This window comes from Rhizobium sp. 25PS6, from assembly GCF_032464655.1.
Lineage (GTDB): Bacteria > Pseudomonadota > Alphaproteobacteria > Rhizobiales > Rhizobiaceae > Rhizobium > Rhizobium laguerreae.
In genome coordinates, this window is record NZ_JAWDIV010000029.1 from 22,235 (window position 1) to 38,402 (window position 16,168).

General features: G+C 62.2%; 15 protein-coding genes and 1 pseudogene. 10 read left to right on the plus strand and 6 right to left on the minus strand.

Features of this window, described 5'->3' with window-relative positions; genetic code table 11:
* Window positions 1-3: 3 nt before the first annotated feature.
* From RWK44_RS31285 to RWK44_RS31295, 3 genes are all read right to left on the minus strand, one after another.
* Window positions 4-2,622, minus strand: a complete 2,619-nt coding sequence (locus RWK44_RS31285; protein ID WP_441005341.1) for an autotransporter family protein — start codon at window positions 2,620-2,622, stop codon at window positions 4-6.
* A 352-nt stretch (window positions 2,623-2,974) separates the two neighbouring features.
* Window positions 2,975-3,310 (minus strand): oxidoreductase, encoded by a 336-nt coding sequence (locus RWK44_RS31290; RefSeq protein ID WP_221947903.1) that lies wholly within the window; start codon window positions 3,308-3,310, stop codon window positions 2,975-2,977.
* Window positions 3,311-3,438: 128 nt separating this feature from the next.
* Window positions 3,439-3,654 carry a hypothetical protein gene (locus RWK44_RS31295; protein WP_316029930.1) on the minus strand — a complete coding sequence of 72 codons (216 nt, stop codon included), beginning with the start codon at window positions 3,652-3,654 and terminating at the stop codon, window positions 3,439-3,441.
* Window positions 3,655-3,950: 296 nt separating this feature from the next.
* Between RWK44_RS31295 and RWK44_RS31300 the strand changes: the two genes are divergently transcribed.
* From RWK44_RS31300 to RWK44_RS31320, 5 genes and pseudogenes are all read left to right on the plus strand, one after another.
* Entirely contained in the window at window positions 3,951-4,415 is a 465-nt protein-coding gene (locus RWK44_RS31300) for a hypothetical protein (protein ID WP_221947902.1), read from the plus strand.
* Window positions 4,416-4,467: 52 nt separating this feature from the next.
* Entirely contained in the window at window positions 4,468-4,818 is a 351-nt protein-coding gene (locus tag RWK44_RS31305) for a hypothetical protein (RefSeq protein ID WP_222011247.1), read from the plus strand.
* 9 nt (window positions 4,819-4,827) lie between these two features.
* Window positions 4,828-5,271 carry a hypothetical protein gene (locus RWK44_RS31310; RefSeq protein WP_168284303.1) on the plus strand — a complete coding sequence of 148 codons (444 nt, stop codon included), beginning with the start codon at window positions 4,828-4,830 and terminating at the stop codon, window positions 5,269-5,271.
* Between the two features lie 17 nt (window positions 5,272-5,288).
* Window positions 5,289-5,402 (plus strand): annotated as a pseudogene (locus tag RWK44_RS31315) (methyl-accepting chemotaxis protein); the annotation flags it as partial.
* A gap of 241 nt (window positions 5,403-5,643) precedes the next feature.
* The gene (locus RWK44_RS31320; protein WP_168284304.1) at window positions 5,644-6,333 is read left to right on the plus strand and encodes an HAD family hydrolase; all 690 of its coding nucleotides are present in this window, start codon (window positions 5,644-5,646) and stop codon (window positions 6,331-6,333) included.
* A 324-nt stretch (window positions 6,334-6,657) separates the two neighbouring features.
* On the opposite strand, the gene RWK44_RS31325 is transcribed toward RWK44_RS31320, so the two are convergent.
* Complete coding sequence (locus RWK44_RS31325; protein WP_020048818.1) at window positions 6,658-7,305, minus strand: hypothetical protein; 648 nt, start codon at window positions 7,303-7,305, stop codon at window positions 6,658-6,660.
* Window positions 7,306-7,568: 263 nt separating this feature from the next.
* On the opposite strand from RWK44_RS31325, the gene thrC reads away from it, so the two are divergent.
* The 4 genes from thrC to RWK44_RS31345 are packed head-to-tail and all read left to right on the plus strand — an operon-like array spanning window position 7,569 to window position 13,847.
* The gene (gene thrC / locus RWK44_RS31330) at window positions 7,569-8,993 is read left to right on the plus strand and encodes a threonine synthase (RefSeq protein ID WP_316029904.1); all 1,425 of its coding nucleotides are present in this window, start codon (window positions 7,569-7,571) and stop codon (window positions 8,991-8,993) included.
* Between the two features lie 3 nt (window positions 8,994-8,996).
* On the plus strand, window positions 8,997-10,295 hold the full coding sequence (locus RWK44_RS31335; RefSeq protein WP_131666625.1) for a M16 family metallopeptidase: 1,299 nt from the start codon (window positions 8,997-8,999) through the stop codon (window positions 10,293-10,295).
* Between the two features lie 28 nt (window positions 10,296-10,323).
* Window positions 10,324-10,935 carry a GNAT family N-acetyltransferase gene (locus tag RWK44_RS31340; RefSeq protein WP_131666626.1) on the plus strand — a complete coding sequence of 204 codons (612 nt, stop codon included), beginning with the start codon at window positions 10,324-10,326 and terminating at the stop codon, window positions 10,933-10,935.
* A complete protein-coding gene (locus RWK44_RS31345) occupies window positions 10,935-13,847 on the plus strand; it encodes an EAL domain-containing protein (RefSeq protein ID WP_316029905.1) in 2,913 nt (970 codons plus the stop codon). Before RWK44_RS31340 ends, RWK44_RS31345 begins: the two co-directional genes overlap by 1 nt.
* 174 nt (window positions 13,848-14,021) lie before the next feature.
* Here the strand turns inward: RWK44_RS31345 and RWK44_RS31350 are convergent, their stop codons facing one another.
* Complete coding sequence (locus RWK44_RS31350) at window positions 14,022-14,753, minus strand: SDR family NAD(P)-dependent oxidoreductase (protein WP_222053555.1); 732 nt, start codon at window positions 14,751-14,753, stop codon at window positions 14,022-14,024.
* Between the two features lie 84 nt (window positions 14,754-14,837).
* Between RWK44_RS31350 and RWK44_RS31355 the strand changes: the two genes are divergently transcribed.
* On the plus strand, window positions 14,838-15,230 hold the full coding sequence (locus RWK44_RS31355) for a winged helix-turn-helix transcriptional regulator (protein WP_131645697.1): 393 nt from the start codon (window positions 14,838-14,840) through the stop codon (window positions 15,228-15,230).
* A 395-nt stretch (window positions 15,231-15,625) separates the two neighbouring features.
* Here RWK44_RS31355 and RWK44_RS31360 read toward each other — a convergent pair whose 3' ends face one another.
* Complete coding sequence (locus tag RWK44_RS31360) at window positions 15,626-16,048, minus strand: YybH family protein (protein WP_316029906.1); 423 nt, start codon at window positions 16,046-16,048, stop codon at window positions 15,626-15,628.
* Window positions 16,049-16,168: the final 120 nt, after the last annotated feature.

The window sequence follows — 16,168 nt, forward strand, 5'->3', positions numbered from 1 at the left end:
TCGCTACCATTTCACGCTGAACCCGGCCTTGGCGCCGAGGGCGTTGCTGTCGCCGAAGTCCTGGAGGCTGGTGCGGGCGAAGGCCTCGCCGTAGGCCGCGTATCGGTCGTCCGCCCAGCTGAGCGAGCCGCCCATGCCAAGGCCGCCCCAGAGCGCCTGGTTCTCGCTGACGAGGCTGGTCCCGGAGACATCGACCTTCGAACCGTCGAGGAAATCGTAATAGAGGTTGGCGATGCCGTAGAACTTCGCGCGGCTGGTCCTTCCGGAGGCGTCCTTCCAGTCGCGGTCATAATCGGCCGAGATGCCGAGGCGGCCGGTCAGGCTGTCACCGTCGTCAAGCGATGCGGCGGCGCCATAGGCATCGGTGAAACTGTCGAAGCGCACGGAGGAATAGGCAAGCTGGACCTGCGGCGTCAGCGACCACTGGTCCGTCAGAGCGATCGTCTGGCCGGCTTCGACGCTGAAGCCATAGCCGAAGCCGTCATTGCCGTCGGCAAGCGTGGTGTGCAGCGTCGAGGATTTGAGATCGCTCTCGTACCAGGTCACGCCTGCCTGCGTATCCAGATAGAAGCCGCTATTGCCGTACCAGGTCAGGGTGCCGTCGAAGCCGTAGCCTGTCGTGTCGATATCGCCCTTGCCGAAGCGCGAGGAGATATCCGCCGAGGCCGTATCGGCATGAAAGCTGACCCCGCCGATCAAGACGCCTGCCCCGCTTTCATGCAGCATTCCGTCGACGCCCGCCTGCATCGTCCAGCTGTCGACGTCGTATTCGGTGCCCGTCGTCGAGCTTTCCGGCTCGAAATGCGAATGCGTGCCGCCGATGCGGGTCCAGATCGCCCTGCCCTGATCATTGGCTGCTTCGTCGGCAGATTGACCATCGTCGCGCCCGCCGGTGCGCTGGCGCAGCGTGCCGAACTGATTAAGGCTTTGAAGCACACCGGCATAGGCCTCATAGAGCGGCACGCCCGGCGCATAGAGCGGCCCGGTCCCGCCGCTGCTGGGATCGAGCACGGTCGAGCGCAGATACCAGTCGCCGTCGCCAGGCGTGCTGAGGCCGTTCTGGTAAAGCCGATAGGCATAGGCGCCGCCCACCACGGCCTGATCGCCCTCGAACACATAGTCGCCTTGCAGCGAGAAGCTGCCGGCCGAGATGCCGCCGACATCGACGATCTTGATGCCTTCGACCGTCTGCGCGCCGCCGCCGCCGAGATTGATGACCTTGACATCAGTCGTGCCCGCCGTGTTGCCCGTCACGACGAGACGGTCGGACGGCGAGGCATCGCCGCCGAGCACGCTTTCGATCTCAAGTGTGCCGCCAGTGCCGGTATAATTGCCTGCGATCGTCAGCGTGCCGATCGAATTGCCGGGTGCCAGCACGCCGGCATTGGTCACATCGCCGAAGATCGTGCCGGTGCCGCCGAGAATGCCGGTTCCCGATGTCGTGACCGGGCTGGTGATCGAGCCGTTGACGGCAAGCCGGCCACCGCTCACCGTCGTCGCGCCGGTATAGGTGTTGACGCCCGAAAGCGTCTGACTGCCGCCGGTGACGGTCAGCCCGCCCGTGCCGCCGATGACGCCAGCGAACGTGTCGTTGGCATTGGCGATCGACAGAGTTTGGGCTCCGAGCAGCACGCTGCCGCTGCCGGCCAGGCTCTGGATCGTCGGGGCGGCGGCTGCCGAAACGTTAAAAGTGCCATCGGCGACGACCCGGCTGGAATTGGCGATGGCGCCGGCACCGGAAAGGGCAAGACTGCTGCCGAAGTCGATCTGCGTCTCGCCGGTATAGACGCTGTTTGCCAGCAGGCTGAAGACGCCGCCGCCGGTGACGGTCAGGCCGCCGACGCCTGAAAACCCCGACGCCGCGTCGGTTCCCACAGCGAAACCGGCAGTATCGATCGTCAGCCCGCCCGCGAGTAGGTTGAGTTCAGTGGCGGAAAATCCGTTGATGAAGATCGCATTGGTGGCAGTCGCGCGCAAAATGCCGTCGTCGAAAGTTGCCTGGCTGCCGCCGCCCGCCCCCCGAAGGGATAACGTTTGCAGCGTACCGCCGCTGCCGATGTTGAGCGTGCCGGACGACCCGGCACTGCCGCCCAAAACTGTATTGGACCCCGCAGTAACCTGGCCGCCATTCTCGATATTGAGTGTACCTGTGCCGGAAAAGCCGAGATAAAAAGTTCCGGCCGGTATGTTCCATTGTGATCCAGGACCGGTGACGGTGACGGTTCCAGTGCTTCCGACTGCTACCCCAACCCGCGAGATACCGCCCGTGCTAGTCAAACGGCTGCCGTTCTGAATAGTCAGCACGCCAGACTTACCGACGCTCTGGCCTACGCTTGTGGTGCCGACCGAGACAACCACCGGCCCGCCGAGGCCGAGGATCACGTTTGGCTGCGTTGTCGCCAGCGCGCCTATATTGACGGCCTGGCCGGCGCCCGGAGCGCTCCCCGTCGACCAGTTGCTCCCGTTCGTCCAGTCCGTGCTTGTCGTGCCGATCCAGTCAGCGCCTTGAGCCGCCGCCGCAGACATCATCATTGACGCCACCGCTGAGACGCCCGCCAGCCCGCGCAGATTGAGGGATGGCGCGCCGATCTTGTTGATGGCCGGCAACGTATCGGCGTCCATGGTCGTCCCCGGAATCGTGAATTGGAACGGCAACTTAGGCGAGCTACAGAATGTAGACAACCTGGAGGTACAGCTAAATAGCTTGTAAGGTTGAAAATTTCTCGCCGGCTTAAAAGGAGTTGCAAGATTGCAAGTTCACATTCGATCGCACAAAAGTCATCGAACCCACGTAAGTTCAAGGTGCATTGCTCGGCCGCCCCAAAGGCACTGGGCGCCTGAGGGGCTGGGCCGCAACGAGGTACATCTTCTCCTAGAGCAATTCCAGGAAAAGTGCGAAGTGGTTTTCCGTCCGGAATTGCGTAAAAACAATGGGATAGAGCGGTTCTGTGCTCCCGTTAAAAGCTGAACCGCTCTAGCACGCGGTCGCAGAATCCGGCTTGTTTGTCGTCGTGCCGGAGGGTGCCGAATTGCCGGGTTGGCCTGCCTGCTGGCGTTGGCAATCATCGGGGTCGCCGCCGGAATTGTTGGCGCCGTTTATCCCTCCTGCGCCGCCGCCATCTGTCGAATTCGCGCCCGAACCGCCCGAGCCCGAATTGCCGGAACCAGAATCCGAACCGCTGCCGGAGCTCGAGGAGCCGCTGCTGCTGCCGGAACCGGATCCGGAACCGCCGCTGCCGCCGGATTGTGCGATGGCGGCCGTTGTCAGGCCAAGTGAAAGCGCTGTTACTGCGAGCAGTCTCAGAAGCATTGGAATCTCCTTTTTGCTTCACCGGGGATAGTGAGCGAACCGGGATTCCTTTGATTTGTTCCGATGAAAATGCGCGGGATCTTGTCGCTGCCAGACCACGTTCTCGGTGCCCGCAAGCTATCGACGGCTTACCTCTGGCAACCTTTCCTCCTCATCTTCCTTTCGATTTTGGCTCTCTTGTCGGTGCCATCCCCAGCATGCTTTCCGCCGGTCAGGGCATTATCCTTCATCGCCTGCAGCTGCGCACAGCTTCGGTGCTTGCCCTTGGCGATGACGTCGGTGGATGTGAAGGCAAACAGCAGCACTACGGCTGCCGCCGGTCGGACGAAAGCTGGAAGCCTCATGGTCCCTCTCCCATTGCAAATGGATGGCACGCCGAGGCCCTTGAAGCCGCAATGAGCGCGGTCCATCCCGATGGTAACGGACGCCGGGATGGAGGTTTTCCAACCCGCCGGCCGGCTCATGAAACCCTCCCAGAACGCTCGAACGTCAACCATGACGGCGAGGTCGGACCAAGGTCCGAGGCCCATCCGACTGAGTGCCTAAGGCAGGAACAGTGGTGTGAGAGCGAAGTTTGTCAGGCAGCTATCCATCCATTCAGGATGCGACGGCAAGTTAGAAACAAACGGAGGAATACACCATGATGAAGGCAACACATCTGGCCTTGGCGGCCGCCCTTTTGGCTGGCACGGCTGTTTCCGGCTTCGCTCAATCGTCTAGCACCGTCGGCACAGGCGGTTCGTCGGCCGGCGGCGGAACTGCGAGCAGCACGGTTGGTACTGGTGGCAGCTCTGCCGGGGGCACCTGCCCTGCCGGCGCAACCAACTGTAATTCCGGCTCGTCCTCGACGGTCGGCACGGGTGGCTCATCGGCCGGTGGCGGCACTTCGAGCAGCACGGTCGGCACCGGCGGCTCTGCTGCGGGCTCGGGCGACGCGAACTCGGCCTCGAGCGTCGGGACTGGTGCTTCGTCTGCGGACGGAGACAAGACCGGCAGCACTGTCGGCACCGGCGGCAGCGCCGCAGGAAGCTCTGACAACAAGGGCAAGAAGGGCTGTGCACCCGGACAGGTCAAGAAGGACGCCGCCGGCACAGAAGGCTGCTGACAATGTCGGCCGGCGCCTCGATGGCGTCGGCCAAGCCCTCGGAGATAAACCAATGGCACAGTTTTCTACAATCGCATTCAGCACGTCACTCGCCCTGATCGCCGGGCAGGCAATGTCCGAGGAGATCAAGCTCGACGACGGAACGACATGCACCGTCGTCCAGTCTCAATCGTCGCAGGGGGACATGTCCACCACCGTGACGGCCGGCAACGGACAGGTTTCGTCATCGACCACGACCGGCGGCGGATCGGCCGGCTCCTCTTCGTCATCCTCCTCCGCCGGCTCCTCGGCCGGATCAGGAAGCGTCGACAGCTTTTCGACGGCAAGCATCACCCGGCCTGACGGCACCGTGATCACCAAACGGTCCGACGGAACCTGCTCGGTCATGAAACCCAAGAAGTAGGAGATGGCAATGAAACCTATCAACCTTATCGCGGCCGCCTCGATCGCGCTGCTCGCATCGAGCTCGGCCGTACTTGCAGAGGAGTGTAATGCCGCCGGAACGGTCGGAACAGGCGGAAGCGCTTCGGCCGGAGGCACATCGGCAAGCTCGGTCGGAACGGCGGGCACCTGCCGGACCGATGACGGCACGACCTCTTCGATCGGATCGGGGGGAAGTGCAGCCACCACCGATGGAAAGGCGCAAAGCAAGACCCACGTCAACGACAGTGGCGACAAGCTGAAGGCGCAGACGAAAGCCCAGGCAGTCGACCAGGGGACGTTCAGCAAGTCTCGCACAAAGACCAGCACCGACGGCAGCACGCTGGATAGCACGACCCGCACGATGTCGCATGTCCCGGGCGAGAAGCCGGTCAAGAACACCACAAATCAGAAGATCATCCTGCCGGAGCAATAATTTGATGGGGCTCGCCCAGCATTATCGGCGTGATCGACGAGATCGCCTTCCAGACCAATCTGCTGGCACTGAACGCCGGCGTCGAAGCGGCCCGCGCCGGCGACGCCGGCAAGGGCTTCGCGGTGGCCGCCCATCTGCAGCTGGACGGCGGAGTAGACAGCTGGCGGCCTGACGGCTGCTATCTGCTCGCCAGTCTTCATTCCCAGGTCAAGCCGACACGACCCATCCGGCGGCGACGCCGGAGCCGGTCGCTTGCCGCATCGCAGCCATGCTTGAGATCAGGTTGAGCTTTGGCCGGGCATCGTGTAAAGCCGCAGCATTCCCGGACAAGACCCAGACTTCCAGCCCAGACTTTCAGCAAGGCGTGAACATATGGACGGCTTCGAGCTCATCATCTTCGACTGCGACGGCGTTCTCGTCGATTCGGAAATCATCGCGGCGGAAGTCGAATCCGGACTTCTGACCGAGGCCGGATATCCGATCAGCGCCGAGGAAATGGGCGAGCGCTTTGCCGGCATGACATGGCGCAACATCCTGCTGCAGATCGAGCGCGAGGCGAGCATCCCGTTTTCGGCCTCGCTGCTCGACAAGTCGGAGCATCTGCTCGACCTCAGATTGGCGCAGGACGTCCAAGCCATCCCAGGCGTTGAATTCGCCGTCTCCAGACTGCCGATCAAGCATTGCATCTGCTCGAATTCGAGCACCAAGCGGCTTGACATGATGCTGACCAAGGTGGGCCTCAAGCCGCTATTTGCGCCGAACATCTTTTCTGCCAAGGATCTTGGCCCCGACCGCGTCAAGCCGAAGCCCGACATCTTCCTGCACGGCGCAAGCCAGATGGGCGTTTCGCCTGATAAGGTTGTTGTGGTCGAGGATTCCGTCCACGGCGTACACGCTGCACGCGCCGCCGGCATGCGCGTCATCGGCTTTACCGGCGCCTCGCACAGCTATCCCGCCCATGCCGACAAATTGACCGATGCCGGCGCCGAAACGGCAATCTCGCGCATGAACGACCTGCCAGGCGTCGTCGCCGCGCTGGCTGTATGGGACAACGTTTTCTGAGGCGTCGGAGCGCTGATTCCGATACCAGGGGTTATGCAACTCTCACTATGCTCCGAGTCTATGAGGCCCGCGGAATCATCCTGATTCAACACTGATTGCTCTGCCGGGTGGGCACGCCCTCTCCTCCCTCATCCCTGTGTCCTCAGGGCTTTGCCCCAGGGATGTCACAGGGATCCAGTGCGCCCAAGTCCTTGGGCGCGGGAGAACGACTTCATCGATGATGAGTTATCCACGGAGCAGACGCGCCGTGGCTGGATTCCTGTGACGAGCACAGGAATGAGGGAGGTCGTGCATCCGTATCTCGGAAGCAGTCGCTGGAATAACTCAGCTGCTCTTCTTCGTCTTTGCCGGCTGGGTGTCGAAGCCGATATTGACGCGCACCAGGGAGCCGGAGCCGACCGGCATCGTGATGCCGTCCTTGCGGAAGATGACCTGGGTGCCCGGCGCACCCGGCGGGATCTCGGTCGGGAATTTGGTGACTTCGGAATAGAGCACGGTCTCGCCGTCGACGACGGAGATGCGGATCGGCAGCGTCACCGGACCGGGCGTGCCGGCCGGGCCGGTGATCAGGCGCAGCTGGGCGACGATGGTCATCGTCAGGTTCGTGTCGTTCAGCGTGCACTGGCGGGTGTAATCGCCGACCGAGGCCTGGAAGACGATCTGCTGCGGATCGTCCTTCTTGCCCTTGGCATAGGTGCGGAAGATCGCATCCTGGTCACGCATGAAGATCTGCGGGCAGGCGCCCTGGACGACGGGAGCAACCGTGCCCTGCGCCGTCGTGGCGGTGCCGATCGAAGGATTGTTCGAGGACGGGTTGGCCGGCGCCAGCGGCATGATCTGGGCGGTGCCGTTCGGCTGGGTCGCCGGCGCAGCCGGCTTGCTGTCGCCGCCGATACCGAGCGAGTTGCAACCAGCGAGCAGGGCAAGAAAAGATGCGGAGACGATGAGACGCGAGACCTTGCCGAGCACCATATTCCATCCCTTGTATAAGCGCTTCTTGGAGACCCCATGTCTTTTCCGTGGGGCCTTTCACGACGGTTTGCGATGGTCTATATCAGCGGCGCAAACAAAAATCGATTGGGTCAGCGCCGTTTTGATGCACTTTTCGACGCCGGATGTGGGCAAGTTCAACAAGATAACGGCAATGGTAAGGCCCGAAGGCACCACCTTGCCGAATTCCGGCAGACCGCACCAGGGCCGCGCCCGGCCGGATTCCCTCCAGCGATAGATCAAGGATGATGAACGTGGACTATATCTCGACCCGCGGCGAGGCCCCTTCCCTCGGCTTTTGCGACGCCCTTTTGACGGGGCTGGCGCGCGACGGCGGGCTCTATGTTCCGCGCAAATGGCCGAGCTTTTCCAAGAAGCAGATCCGCGCACTCCGCGGCAAGACATATCAGGAAATCGCCTTCACCATCCTGTCGCCCTTCACCAATGGCGAGATCCCCGACGACACGTTCCGGGCGATGGTCGACGAGGCCTATGGCACCTTCCGCCACCCGGCAATCGCGCCGCTCGTCCAGACCGGACCGAACAGCTTCGTCATGGAGCTCTTCCACGGCACGACGCTCGCCTTCAAGGACGTGGCGATGCAACTACTCGCCCGGCTGATGGACTATGCGCTCGAAAAGCGCGGCGAGCGGGCGACGATCGTCGGCGCCACCTCGGGCGACACCGGCGGGGCAGCGATCGACGCCTTCGCGGGCCGTGAGCGCACCGACATCTTCATCCTCTTCCCGCATGGCAAGGTTTCGCCGGTGCAGCAGCGGCAGATGACGACCTCGTCGTCGCCGAACGTGCATGCGCTTGCCGTCGAGGGCAATTTCGACGATTGCCAGAACCTGGTAAAGGCGATGTTCAACGACGCGGCCTTCCGCGACGGGGTCGGCCTATCCGGCGTCAACTCGATCAACTGGGCGCGCATCATGGCCCAGATCGTCTATTATTTCACGGCGGCGGTGGCGCTTGGCGGACCGGACCGGAAGATCTCGTTTACGGTGCCCACAGGCAATTTCGGCGATATATTCGCCGGCTACTGCGCCAAGCGCATGGGTCTGCCGATCGACCGGCTGGTGATCGCCACCAACGAAAACGACATTCTGGCGCGGGCGCTGAAAACCGGCCGCTACGACATGAAGGCGGTCAAGGCGACGAGCTCGCCGTCGATGGACATCCAGATCTCCTCGAACTTCGAACGGCTGCTGTTCGAAGCTTATGACCGCGACGCCTCGAAGGTGCGCGCGGCGATGGAAAGCCTCAAGCAATCCAACGGCTTCGAGATCGGCGCGCAAGCGCTGAAGGCGATCCGCCGCGACTTCCGCTCCGGGCGCGCCAGCGAGAAGCAGGTGACTGAGACGATCCGCAAGACCCATGCCGAAACCGGTTATCTGCTGGATCCGCATTCGGCGATCGGCGTCTTCGTCGCTGCCAAGAAAGAAAAGCCGAATACGCCGATGGTGACGCTTTCGACCGCGCATCCGGCGAAATTCCCCGCCGCCGTAAAATCCGCGTGCGGTATTGACCCGGCGCTTCCGACGTGGCTTGCTGATCTGATGCAAAGGGAGGAGCGTTTCCAGATCATCAAACCGGAGCTGAAAGCCGTTGAAACTTTTATCGGCAAGCACGCCCGCGGCGAGACGACAGCAGGCGCAGAAAGATAGCCAATGACAGTTGAGTGCACCCGGCTGAAATCCGGGCTGACAGTAGTCACAGAGACCATGCCGCATCTTGAAAGCGTTGCGCTCGGAGTCTGGATCAAATCGGGATCGCGTAACGAGACGGACAACGAGCACGGCATCGCTCACCTGCTCGAACACATGGCCTTCAAGGGCACGGCGCGGCGCACGGCCCGCCAGATCGCCGAGGAGATCGAGGATGTCGGCGGTGAAGTCAACGCCGCCACCTCGACCGAGACGACTTCCTATTACGCCCGCGTGCTCAAGGACTACGTGCCGCTCGCCGTTGATATCCTCGCCGACATCCTGACGGAATCGGCCTTCGAGGAAGAGGAGCTGGAGCGCGAGAAGCAGGTGATCCTGCAGGAGATCAACGCCGCCAACGACACGCCCGACGACGTGGTGTTCGACCGGTTCTCCGAGGTGGCCTATCGCGACCAGACCCTCGGCCGGGCGATTCTCGGCACGCCGGAGACCGTCGTCTCCTTCACGCCGCAGCAGATCCGCGGCTATCTCAGCCGCAACTACACGACCGACCGCATGTTCGTGGTCGCCACCGGCGCCGTCCAGCATGAAGAATTCCTGCGCATGGTCGAGGATCGGTTCGCCAGTCTGCCGACGGCACCTTCCGCCCCGCCCGTCATGGACGCGGCGCGTTATATCGGCGGCAGCGTGCGTGAACCGCGCGACCTGATGGACGCGCAGATCCTGCTCGGCTTCGAAGGCAAGCCCTACCACGCCCGCGATTTCTATTGCTCGCAGATCCTCGCCAATATCCTTGGCGGCGGCATGTCGTCCAGGCTGTTCCAGGAGGTGCGTGAGTTCCGCGGCCTCTGTTATTCGGTCTATGCCTTTCACTGGGGCTTTTCCGACACCGGCATCTTCGGCATTCATGCCGCGACCGGCGGCGAAAACCTGCCGGAGCTGGTGCCCGTCATCATCGACGAGCTGCACAAGTCAGCCGATGCGATCCACCAGAACGAGATCGAGCGCGCCCGCGCCCAGATCCGCGCCCAGCTGTTGATGGGTGCGGAAAGCCCGGCTGCCCGCGCTGGCCAGATTGCCAGGCAGATGATGCTTTACGGCCGGCCGATTTCCAATCCGGAGATGATGGAGCGGCTGGAAGGCATCACCATCGAGCGGCTGACCGACCTCGCCGGCCGCCTGTTCTATGACACGGTGCCGACGCTGTCGGCGATCGGTCCGTTGGAACAGCTCGCGCCGATGGAAGACATCACTGCCTCGCTTTCGGTCCCGGCGTCGAAGACGCTGCAGGCAAGCCGCTGAGCCGACGTCGTCCTGCCGGGAGTGATCGATGCCAAAATCGGTTTTTCGGTTCCTGCAGCGGCAGCCGGAAGCGGTGCAGCTGGAGAACGACAGATATCTGCTACGCCTGCCGCGCTACCAGGATTTCAACCAGTGGCACCGGCTGCGCGCCGACAGCCGCAAGTTCCTGGAACCCTGGGAGCCGACCTGGCGGCGCGACGAGCTGACGGAGGGCGCCTACCGCGCCCGCGTCGTCCGCGGCAAGCAGGAATATGCCTCGGGCCAGGCGGTGCCGCTGTTCATATTCCTGAAAGACGACATGATGCTCATCGGCGGCGTCACCATCGGCTACATCAGACGGGGTGCGGCGCAAAGCTGCATGATCGGCTACTGGATGGGCGAACGCCATGCCGGCCAGGGGCATATGTTCGCCGCCCTTCAATTGGTTATTCCTTACATCTTCACCGGGCTTGAGTTGCACCGTATCGAAGCAGCCTGTATTCCAGATAACGCACGCAGCATCCGTCTGCTTGAAAAAGCCGGGTTTCAACAGGAAGGCTATCTGCGCGGATATTTGAAGATCAACGGTCAGTGGCATGACCATGTGATGTTTTCACGTCTCGCCACCGATACGGATAAAGGCAGGAAAACCGACAGCTGATGACAAGAGACCGCATGCTGCCCAAGTCACCGTCCGGACGAGTGATCGCGGTGATCGCAGCCCTTTTCCTGGCGGCCTTCGCCTTCATGGCGGGCGTTGCCCAGGCGGCCGAACCGGTAAAAATTTCCCGTGACGATACCGCGCTCGATCTGACGGCAACGACCGAGATCTACGCCAGCCAGGGCGAGGCCTTCCAGGTTTCGACGGCGGCAGGCGCCGACGGCATCCGCCGCCGCATCGAGGTCAGGGCAAGCTCGGAGAACCATCAGGGCGACTGGGCAGTGTTTGCGCTTGCCAACGTCTCGGAAGAACAGCTCGAGCGCGTCATCGTCGCGCCGCATTTCCGTCTGGTCAATTCCAAGCTGTTCTGGCCGGATCTCGGCTCGCAGCGCATCAGCGCGATTACGCCGAGCGAAGGCTTCGCGCTCGACCGGCAGCCGAGCGACGAAGCCGACGTCTTCCGCATCACGCTGAACCCCGGCGCCGTCATCACCTTCGTTGCCGAACTGTCGACGCCGGAACTGCCGCAGATCTATCTCTGGGAACCGAACGCCTACAAGGACACGATCAACGCCTTCACGCTCTATCGCGGCATCGTGCTTGGCATTGCCGGCCTGCTTGCCGTGTTCCTGACCATCCTCTTCGTCGTCAAGGGCACCTCGATGCTGCCGGCGACGGCAGCACTCGCCTGGGCGGTACTCGGCTATATCTGCGTCGATTTCGGTTTTCTCGGCAAGCTGATCAGCGTCGCCTCGGCCGACCAGCGAATATGGCGCGCCTGCGCCGAGGTGGCGCTGGCCTCGAGTTTCGTCATCTTCCTCTTCACCTATCTCAACCTCAACCGCTGGCATGCGCATCTCGGCTACGCCACGCTTGCCTGGGTGCTCGGCCTTGCCCTGCTCTTCGGCGTGGCGATCTACGATCCGTCGATCGCCGCCGGCATCGCCAGGCTTTCCTTCGCGTTGACGGCCGCGACGGGACTGCTCTTGATCATCTATCTCGGCTTCAACCGCTACGACCGCGCCATTCTGCTGGTGCCGGCCTGGGCGCTGACGCTCGTCTGGCTGTTCGGGGCGTGGCTGACCGTTACCGGACGGCTCGATAACGACATCATTCAGCCGGCACTCGGCGGCGGTCTCGTGCTCATCGTGCTTCTGATCGGCTTCACCGTCATGCAGCATGCGTTCGCCGGCGGTGCCTATCAGCAAGGGCTGTTTTCCGATCTCGAGCGGCAATCGCTGGCGCTGACCGGCTCCGGCGACATGGTCTGGGATTGGGACGTGGCGCGCGACCGCGTCGTCACCATTCCCGACGTCTCGATCAAGCTCGGCCTGTCGCCGGGCGCCATGCATGGGGCGGCGCGCAACTGGCTGCCGCGGCTGCATCCCGACGACCGCGACCGCTTCCGCGCCACGCTCGACGTGCTGCTCGAACACCGGCGCGGGCGGCTGAACCACGAGTTCCGCATCCGCGCCGAGGATGGACATTTCCACTGGCTGTTGATCCGCGCCCGGCCGGTGCTCGGCTCGAACGGCGAGATCATCCGCTGCGTCGGCACGATCGTCGACGTGACCGAACAGAAGAATTCCGTCGAGCGGCTGCTGCACGATGCGCTGCACGACAATCTGACCGGCCTGCCGAACCGCCAGGTCTTCCTCGACCGGCTGCAGTCGGTGCTGGCGCTGGCGCCGGGCGGCGATACGCTACGCCCGACGGTGATGGTGATCGATATCGACCGCTACAAGCTGGTCAATGATTCGCTCGGCGTTGCCGCCGGCGACAACATTCTCATCGCGCTGACGCGGCGCCTGCGCCGGCTGTTGAAACCGCAGGACACACTGGCGCGGCTTGCCGGCGACCAGTTCGGTCTCATCCTGGTTTCCGAGCACAATCCGGCCAAGGTCGCCGATTTCGCCGATGCGATCAGCAAGGCGATCATGGTGCCGATCAACTTCGCCAATCGCGAGATCATCCTGACCGCCTCGGTCGGCCTTGCCTCCTGGGTGGACCGGCAGGAGAGCGCCACCGGCCTGCTCAGCGACGCGGAACTTGCGATGTACCGGGCAAAACGGGCCGGCGGCAACCGTGTCGAGCCGTTCCAGCCGGCCTTCCGTGACTTCGGCACCGACCGGCTGCAGCTGGAAACGGATCTGCGCCGCGCCATCGAGCGCAAGGAATTGTCGATGGTCTACCAGCCGATCGCAAGGCTGGAGGATGTCGAGGTCGCCGGCTTCGAGGCGCTGATGCGCTGGGAACATCCCAAACGCGGCAATATCGCGCCATCCGAATTCATCCCGATCGCCGAGGCCTCCGATCTTATCGGCCCGCTCGGCATGTTCGCGCTGGAACAGGCGACCAACGATCTGATGAGCTGGCAGCACCAGACCGGCGAGTTGCCGATCTTCGTCTCGATCAATCTGTCGAGCGTGCAGCTGCTCAACAACGAGCTCTATGACGACGTGCGTTCGGTTCTCGCCAAGACGCATTGCCAGCCCTCGCGCCTCAAGCTCGAACTGACGGAATCCATGGTGATGGAAAATCCGGAACAGGCCCGCCTCGTGCTGCAGAAGCTGAAGGAAGCCGGCATCGGGCTGGCGCTCGACGATTTCGGCACCGGATATTCGTCGCTCGCCTATCTCACCCGCTTCCCCTTCGACACGATCAAGCTCGACAAGGCCCTGGTGCGCGACAGCAGCGACAAGAAGGCTACCGTGCTCCGGTCGGTGATATCAATGGCGCGCGAGCTTGACATGAAGGTGGTGGCAGAGGGGATCGAGTCCAACGAGGATGCCATCGAACTCGCCAAGATGGGCTGCAACTACGGCCAGAGCTACCTTTTCGGCCCGCCGATGCCTTCGGAATCGGTGCTGCGGCTGCTACGGGACCGCTTTCCGCTGACGAAACGGGCGTGATCGGAGCGGCTGGTCGGTTTCCGGTGGCAGCCAAAGGCTGCCTTCAGCCCGAGGCGGACATCCGTTCGTTGCTGAAGGGTGCGGCTGCTATGCGGCTCTAAGCGGAAGCTTCACGACAGGCGCGTTTTGCTGTACCCGATCTGCTCAGATCGGGTACACCGTTTCGACGGAACCTTAGACCTGCCGCAAGCCGCCGTCGACGCACAGTTCGGCACCGGCGATGTAGCTCGCGTCATCGCTCAACAAGAACAAGGCGGCCGCAGCCACTTCTGAAGGCCTCGCCATTCGTCCCATCGGGATCGGAGCGACAAGTGCCGCGCGAGTGTCTTCCGGGACCGCAGCCATCATTTCCGTATCGGTTGGACCGGGCGCAACAACGTTGACGCGTACACCTTTGGGCGCGAGTTCTGCCGTCCAGGTTCGAGCATAGGAACGGACGGCCGCTTTGGTGGCGGCATAGGTTCCGTAAGAAGAGTAGCCCGCGTTATCGGCGATGGATCCGACGAGGACGACCGCCCCACCTCCTGTCATCACCGGGAGAGCCGCCTGCAGGCCGAAAACCATCCCGCGGACGTTGACGCCGAAGTGGCGGTCGAAGTGGTCCGGCGTTATTTCGGCGATCTGCGCTGGCTCGGAGAGGCCTGCATTCAATACGAGCGCGTCAATACGCCCGCATGTCTTTCGCACTTTTTCGACAGCCTCCACCATATCTTCGGGGACACTGGCATCGGCGGCAATGCCGACCGCGTCATTGCCGATCCCCTTGGCCGCCTTCTCGGCATCTTCACTTCTACGACTGGTGATGAAGACCTTCGCCCCTTCGGCAGAAAGCCGCTCTGCAATTGCCAAGCCGATGCCCTTGGCGCCGCCGACGACCAGGGCAACCTTGTTACTCATTCGAGCCATCGAAAATCCTTTCAATTGATGATGGTCTCGCCATGATATACGTTGTATATCTGGTATCAATTACGCACCTGAAGTAGCCTAGATATGGACGAGTATACTGACCTGGAAGCACTTTCTGATCGCGCGTTTGGCGACATGGCGCAGGTTCGCCCGGTGCTCGACAAGATCGCCGACAAATGGACGATCCTGATACTGACAGTGATCTGTCCCAAACCCTCGCGCTTCAACGAAATCAAGCGGCGTCTCGATGGGATCACGCACAAGGCTCTGGCCGACGCTTTGAAGAGGCTTGAGCGGAACGGCCTTGTGACGAGAACCGTGCTCCCAACGCAGCCGATTGGCGTGGAATATGCAATTACTCCACTAGGCCATTCACTGCGGGAGCCGTTTGAAGCACTGTGTTCATGGGCAGCGGCCAACGGCGACAAGGTCGAGGCGGCCACGCTACGCTATGACAACACCGAAAATCGTCGCTGAAAATGTCGCTATGTCCGCTCTGGCGGATACTGTTGAAAAACACCATTGAGCGTTGGCAAGACCACTCTCCGCTGTGATCGTCGAGGATAGTTTTCCGGGCCTTCCGAGCTACCCGAAACCGATTGCGATAGAGCGTCAGCGGCGCCGCCTATGCGCAATTTCATTTCAGCGAAAACCTGCGAGAAGCTGTCAACTGTCGCGAAAATCCTGACTTTTGCGACACTCCGGTCTTTGAAAGCGTCGAGGGTTCTCGCCGCAAGTCTCTGTCGCAAGAGCTGGAGTTTCGCGGCGGATTTTTTGCGACGCCTGTAACCGGTTTGCGCCCCCTTGTCGGCCATAACGGCGACTTTTGCCCTCACCTGAAAGCAGACATTGCGGCTACCACCTCAACGCGCCTACTTCGCAGGTCCAGAATGGTGCTCATGTGCGACCCGCCACGCGCCATCTTGTTTGACAAAACCAACCGTCAATCGCGCGGTTGCCTCCGGGACACCTTCGCATCGAAGCAAAGCGTGTGCCCACGCGAGATCGGAGCCGCAGACCACGTGAAGGTCCTGCAGCTGAAACTCTCTCGATCCTTCGAACGCGAAATATTGCACCCATGAGCTTCGGTATTCACCCATGCCTGCCAGCCGAATCGGCTCAGGAACATCGAACATCACAATATCGTCGGTCCTTTCCGCGCAAACAGCGTCGAGATCGTGCGACCGGATGGCTCGGACCCACCGGTCCAGAACGGCTCTCACGTCGCGCTCGTCGGCCGTGGTGGCGACTTCAACCTGTGCTCCGGTTGGATCGTTTGATACGGACGCAATCATGGTCGACTCCTTTGTTGGCGTTCAGCTGCCGAAGTTCTGACAGATGGATAGGTTCTCAATGCACCGCAGTGGCCTTGGCCATCAACCGGAATCGAGACGAGATGTTCGGATGATCAAAAT

Excerpts from the sequence above, each read along its gene's own strand:
- RWK44_RS31340 (WP_131666626.1), top strand. The coding sequence starts at position 10,324 with ATGCCAAAATCGGTTTTTCGGTTCCTGCAGCGGCAGCCGGAAGCGGTG.
- thrC (WP_316029904.1), top strand. The coding sequence starts at position 7,569 with ATGATGAACGTGGACTATATCTCGACCCGCGGCGAGGCCCCTTCCCTC.
- RWK44_RS31325 (WP_020048818.1), bottom strand. The coding sequence starts at position 7,305 with ATGGTGCTCGGCAAGGTCTCGCGTCTCATCGTCTCCGCATCTTTTCTT.
- RWK44_RS31310 (WP_168284303.1), top strand. The coding sequence starts at position 4,828 with ATGAAACCTATCAACCTTATCGCGGCCGCCTCGATCGCGCTGCTCGCA.
- RWK44_RS31305 (WP_222011247.1), top strand. The coding sequence starts at position 4,468 with ATGGCACAGTTTTCTACAATCGCATTCAGCACGTCACTCGCCCTGATC.
- RWK44_RS31300 (WP_221947902.1), top strand. The coding sequence starts at position 3,951 with ATGATGAAGGCAACACATCTGGCCTTGGCGGCCGCCCTTTTGGCTGGC.
- RWK44_RS31335 (WP_131666625.1), top strand. The coding sequence starts at position 8,997 with ATGACAGTTGAGTGCACCCGGCTGAAATCCGGGCTGACAGTAGTCACA.
- RWK44_RS31285 (WP_441005341.1), bottom strand. The coding sequence starts at position 2,622 with ATGGACGCCGATACGTTGCCGGCCATCAACAAGATCGGCGCGCCATCC.
- RWK44_RS31350 (WP_222053555.1), bottom strand. The coding sequence starts at position 14,753 with ATGGCTCGAATGAGTAACAAGGTTGCCCTGGTCGTCGGCGGCGCCAAG.
- RWK44_RS31295 (WP_316029930.1), bottom strand. The coding sequence starts at position 3,654 with ATGAGGCTTCCAGCTTTCGTCCGACCGGCGGCAGCCGTAGTGCTGCTG.
- RWK44_RS31320 (WP_168284304.1), top strand. The coding sequence starts at position 5,644 with ATGGACGGCTTCGAGCTCATCATCTTCGACTGCGACGGCGTTCTCGTC.
- RWK44_RS31345 (WP_316029905.1), top strand. The coding sequence starts at position 10,935 with ATGACAAGAGACCGCATGCTGCCCAAGTCACCGTCCGGACGAGTGATC.
- RWK44_RS31355 (WP_131645697.1), top strand. The coding sequence starts at position 14,838 with ATGGACGAGTATACTGACCTGGAAGCACTTTCTGATCGCGCGTTTGGC.
- RWK44_RS31360 (WP_316029906.1), bottom strand. The coding sequence starts at position 16,048 with ATGATTGCGTCCGTATCAAACGATCCAACCGGAGCACAGGTTGAAGTC.
- RWK44_RS31290 (WP_221947903.1), bottom strand. The coding sequence starts at position 3,310 with ATGCTTCTGAGACTGCTCGCAGTAACAGCGCTTTCACTTGGCCTGACA.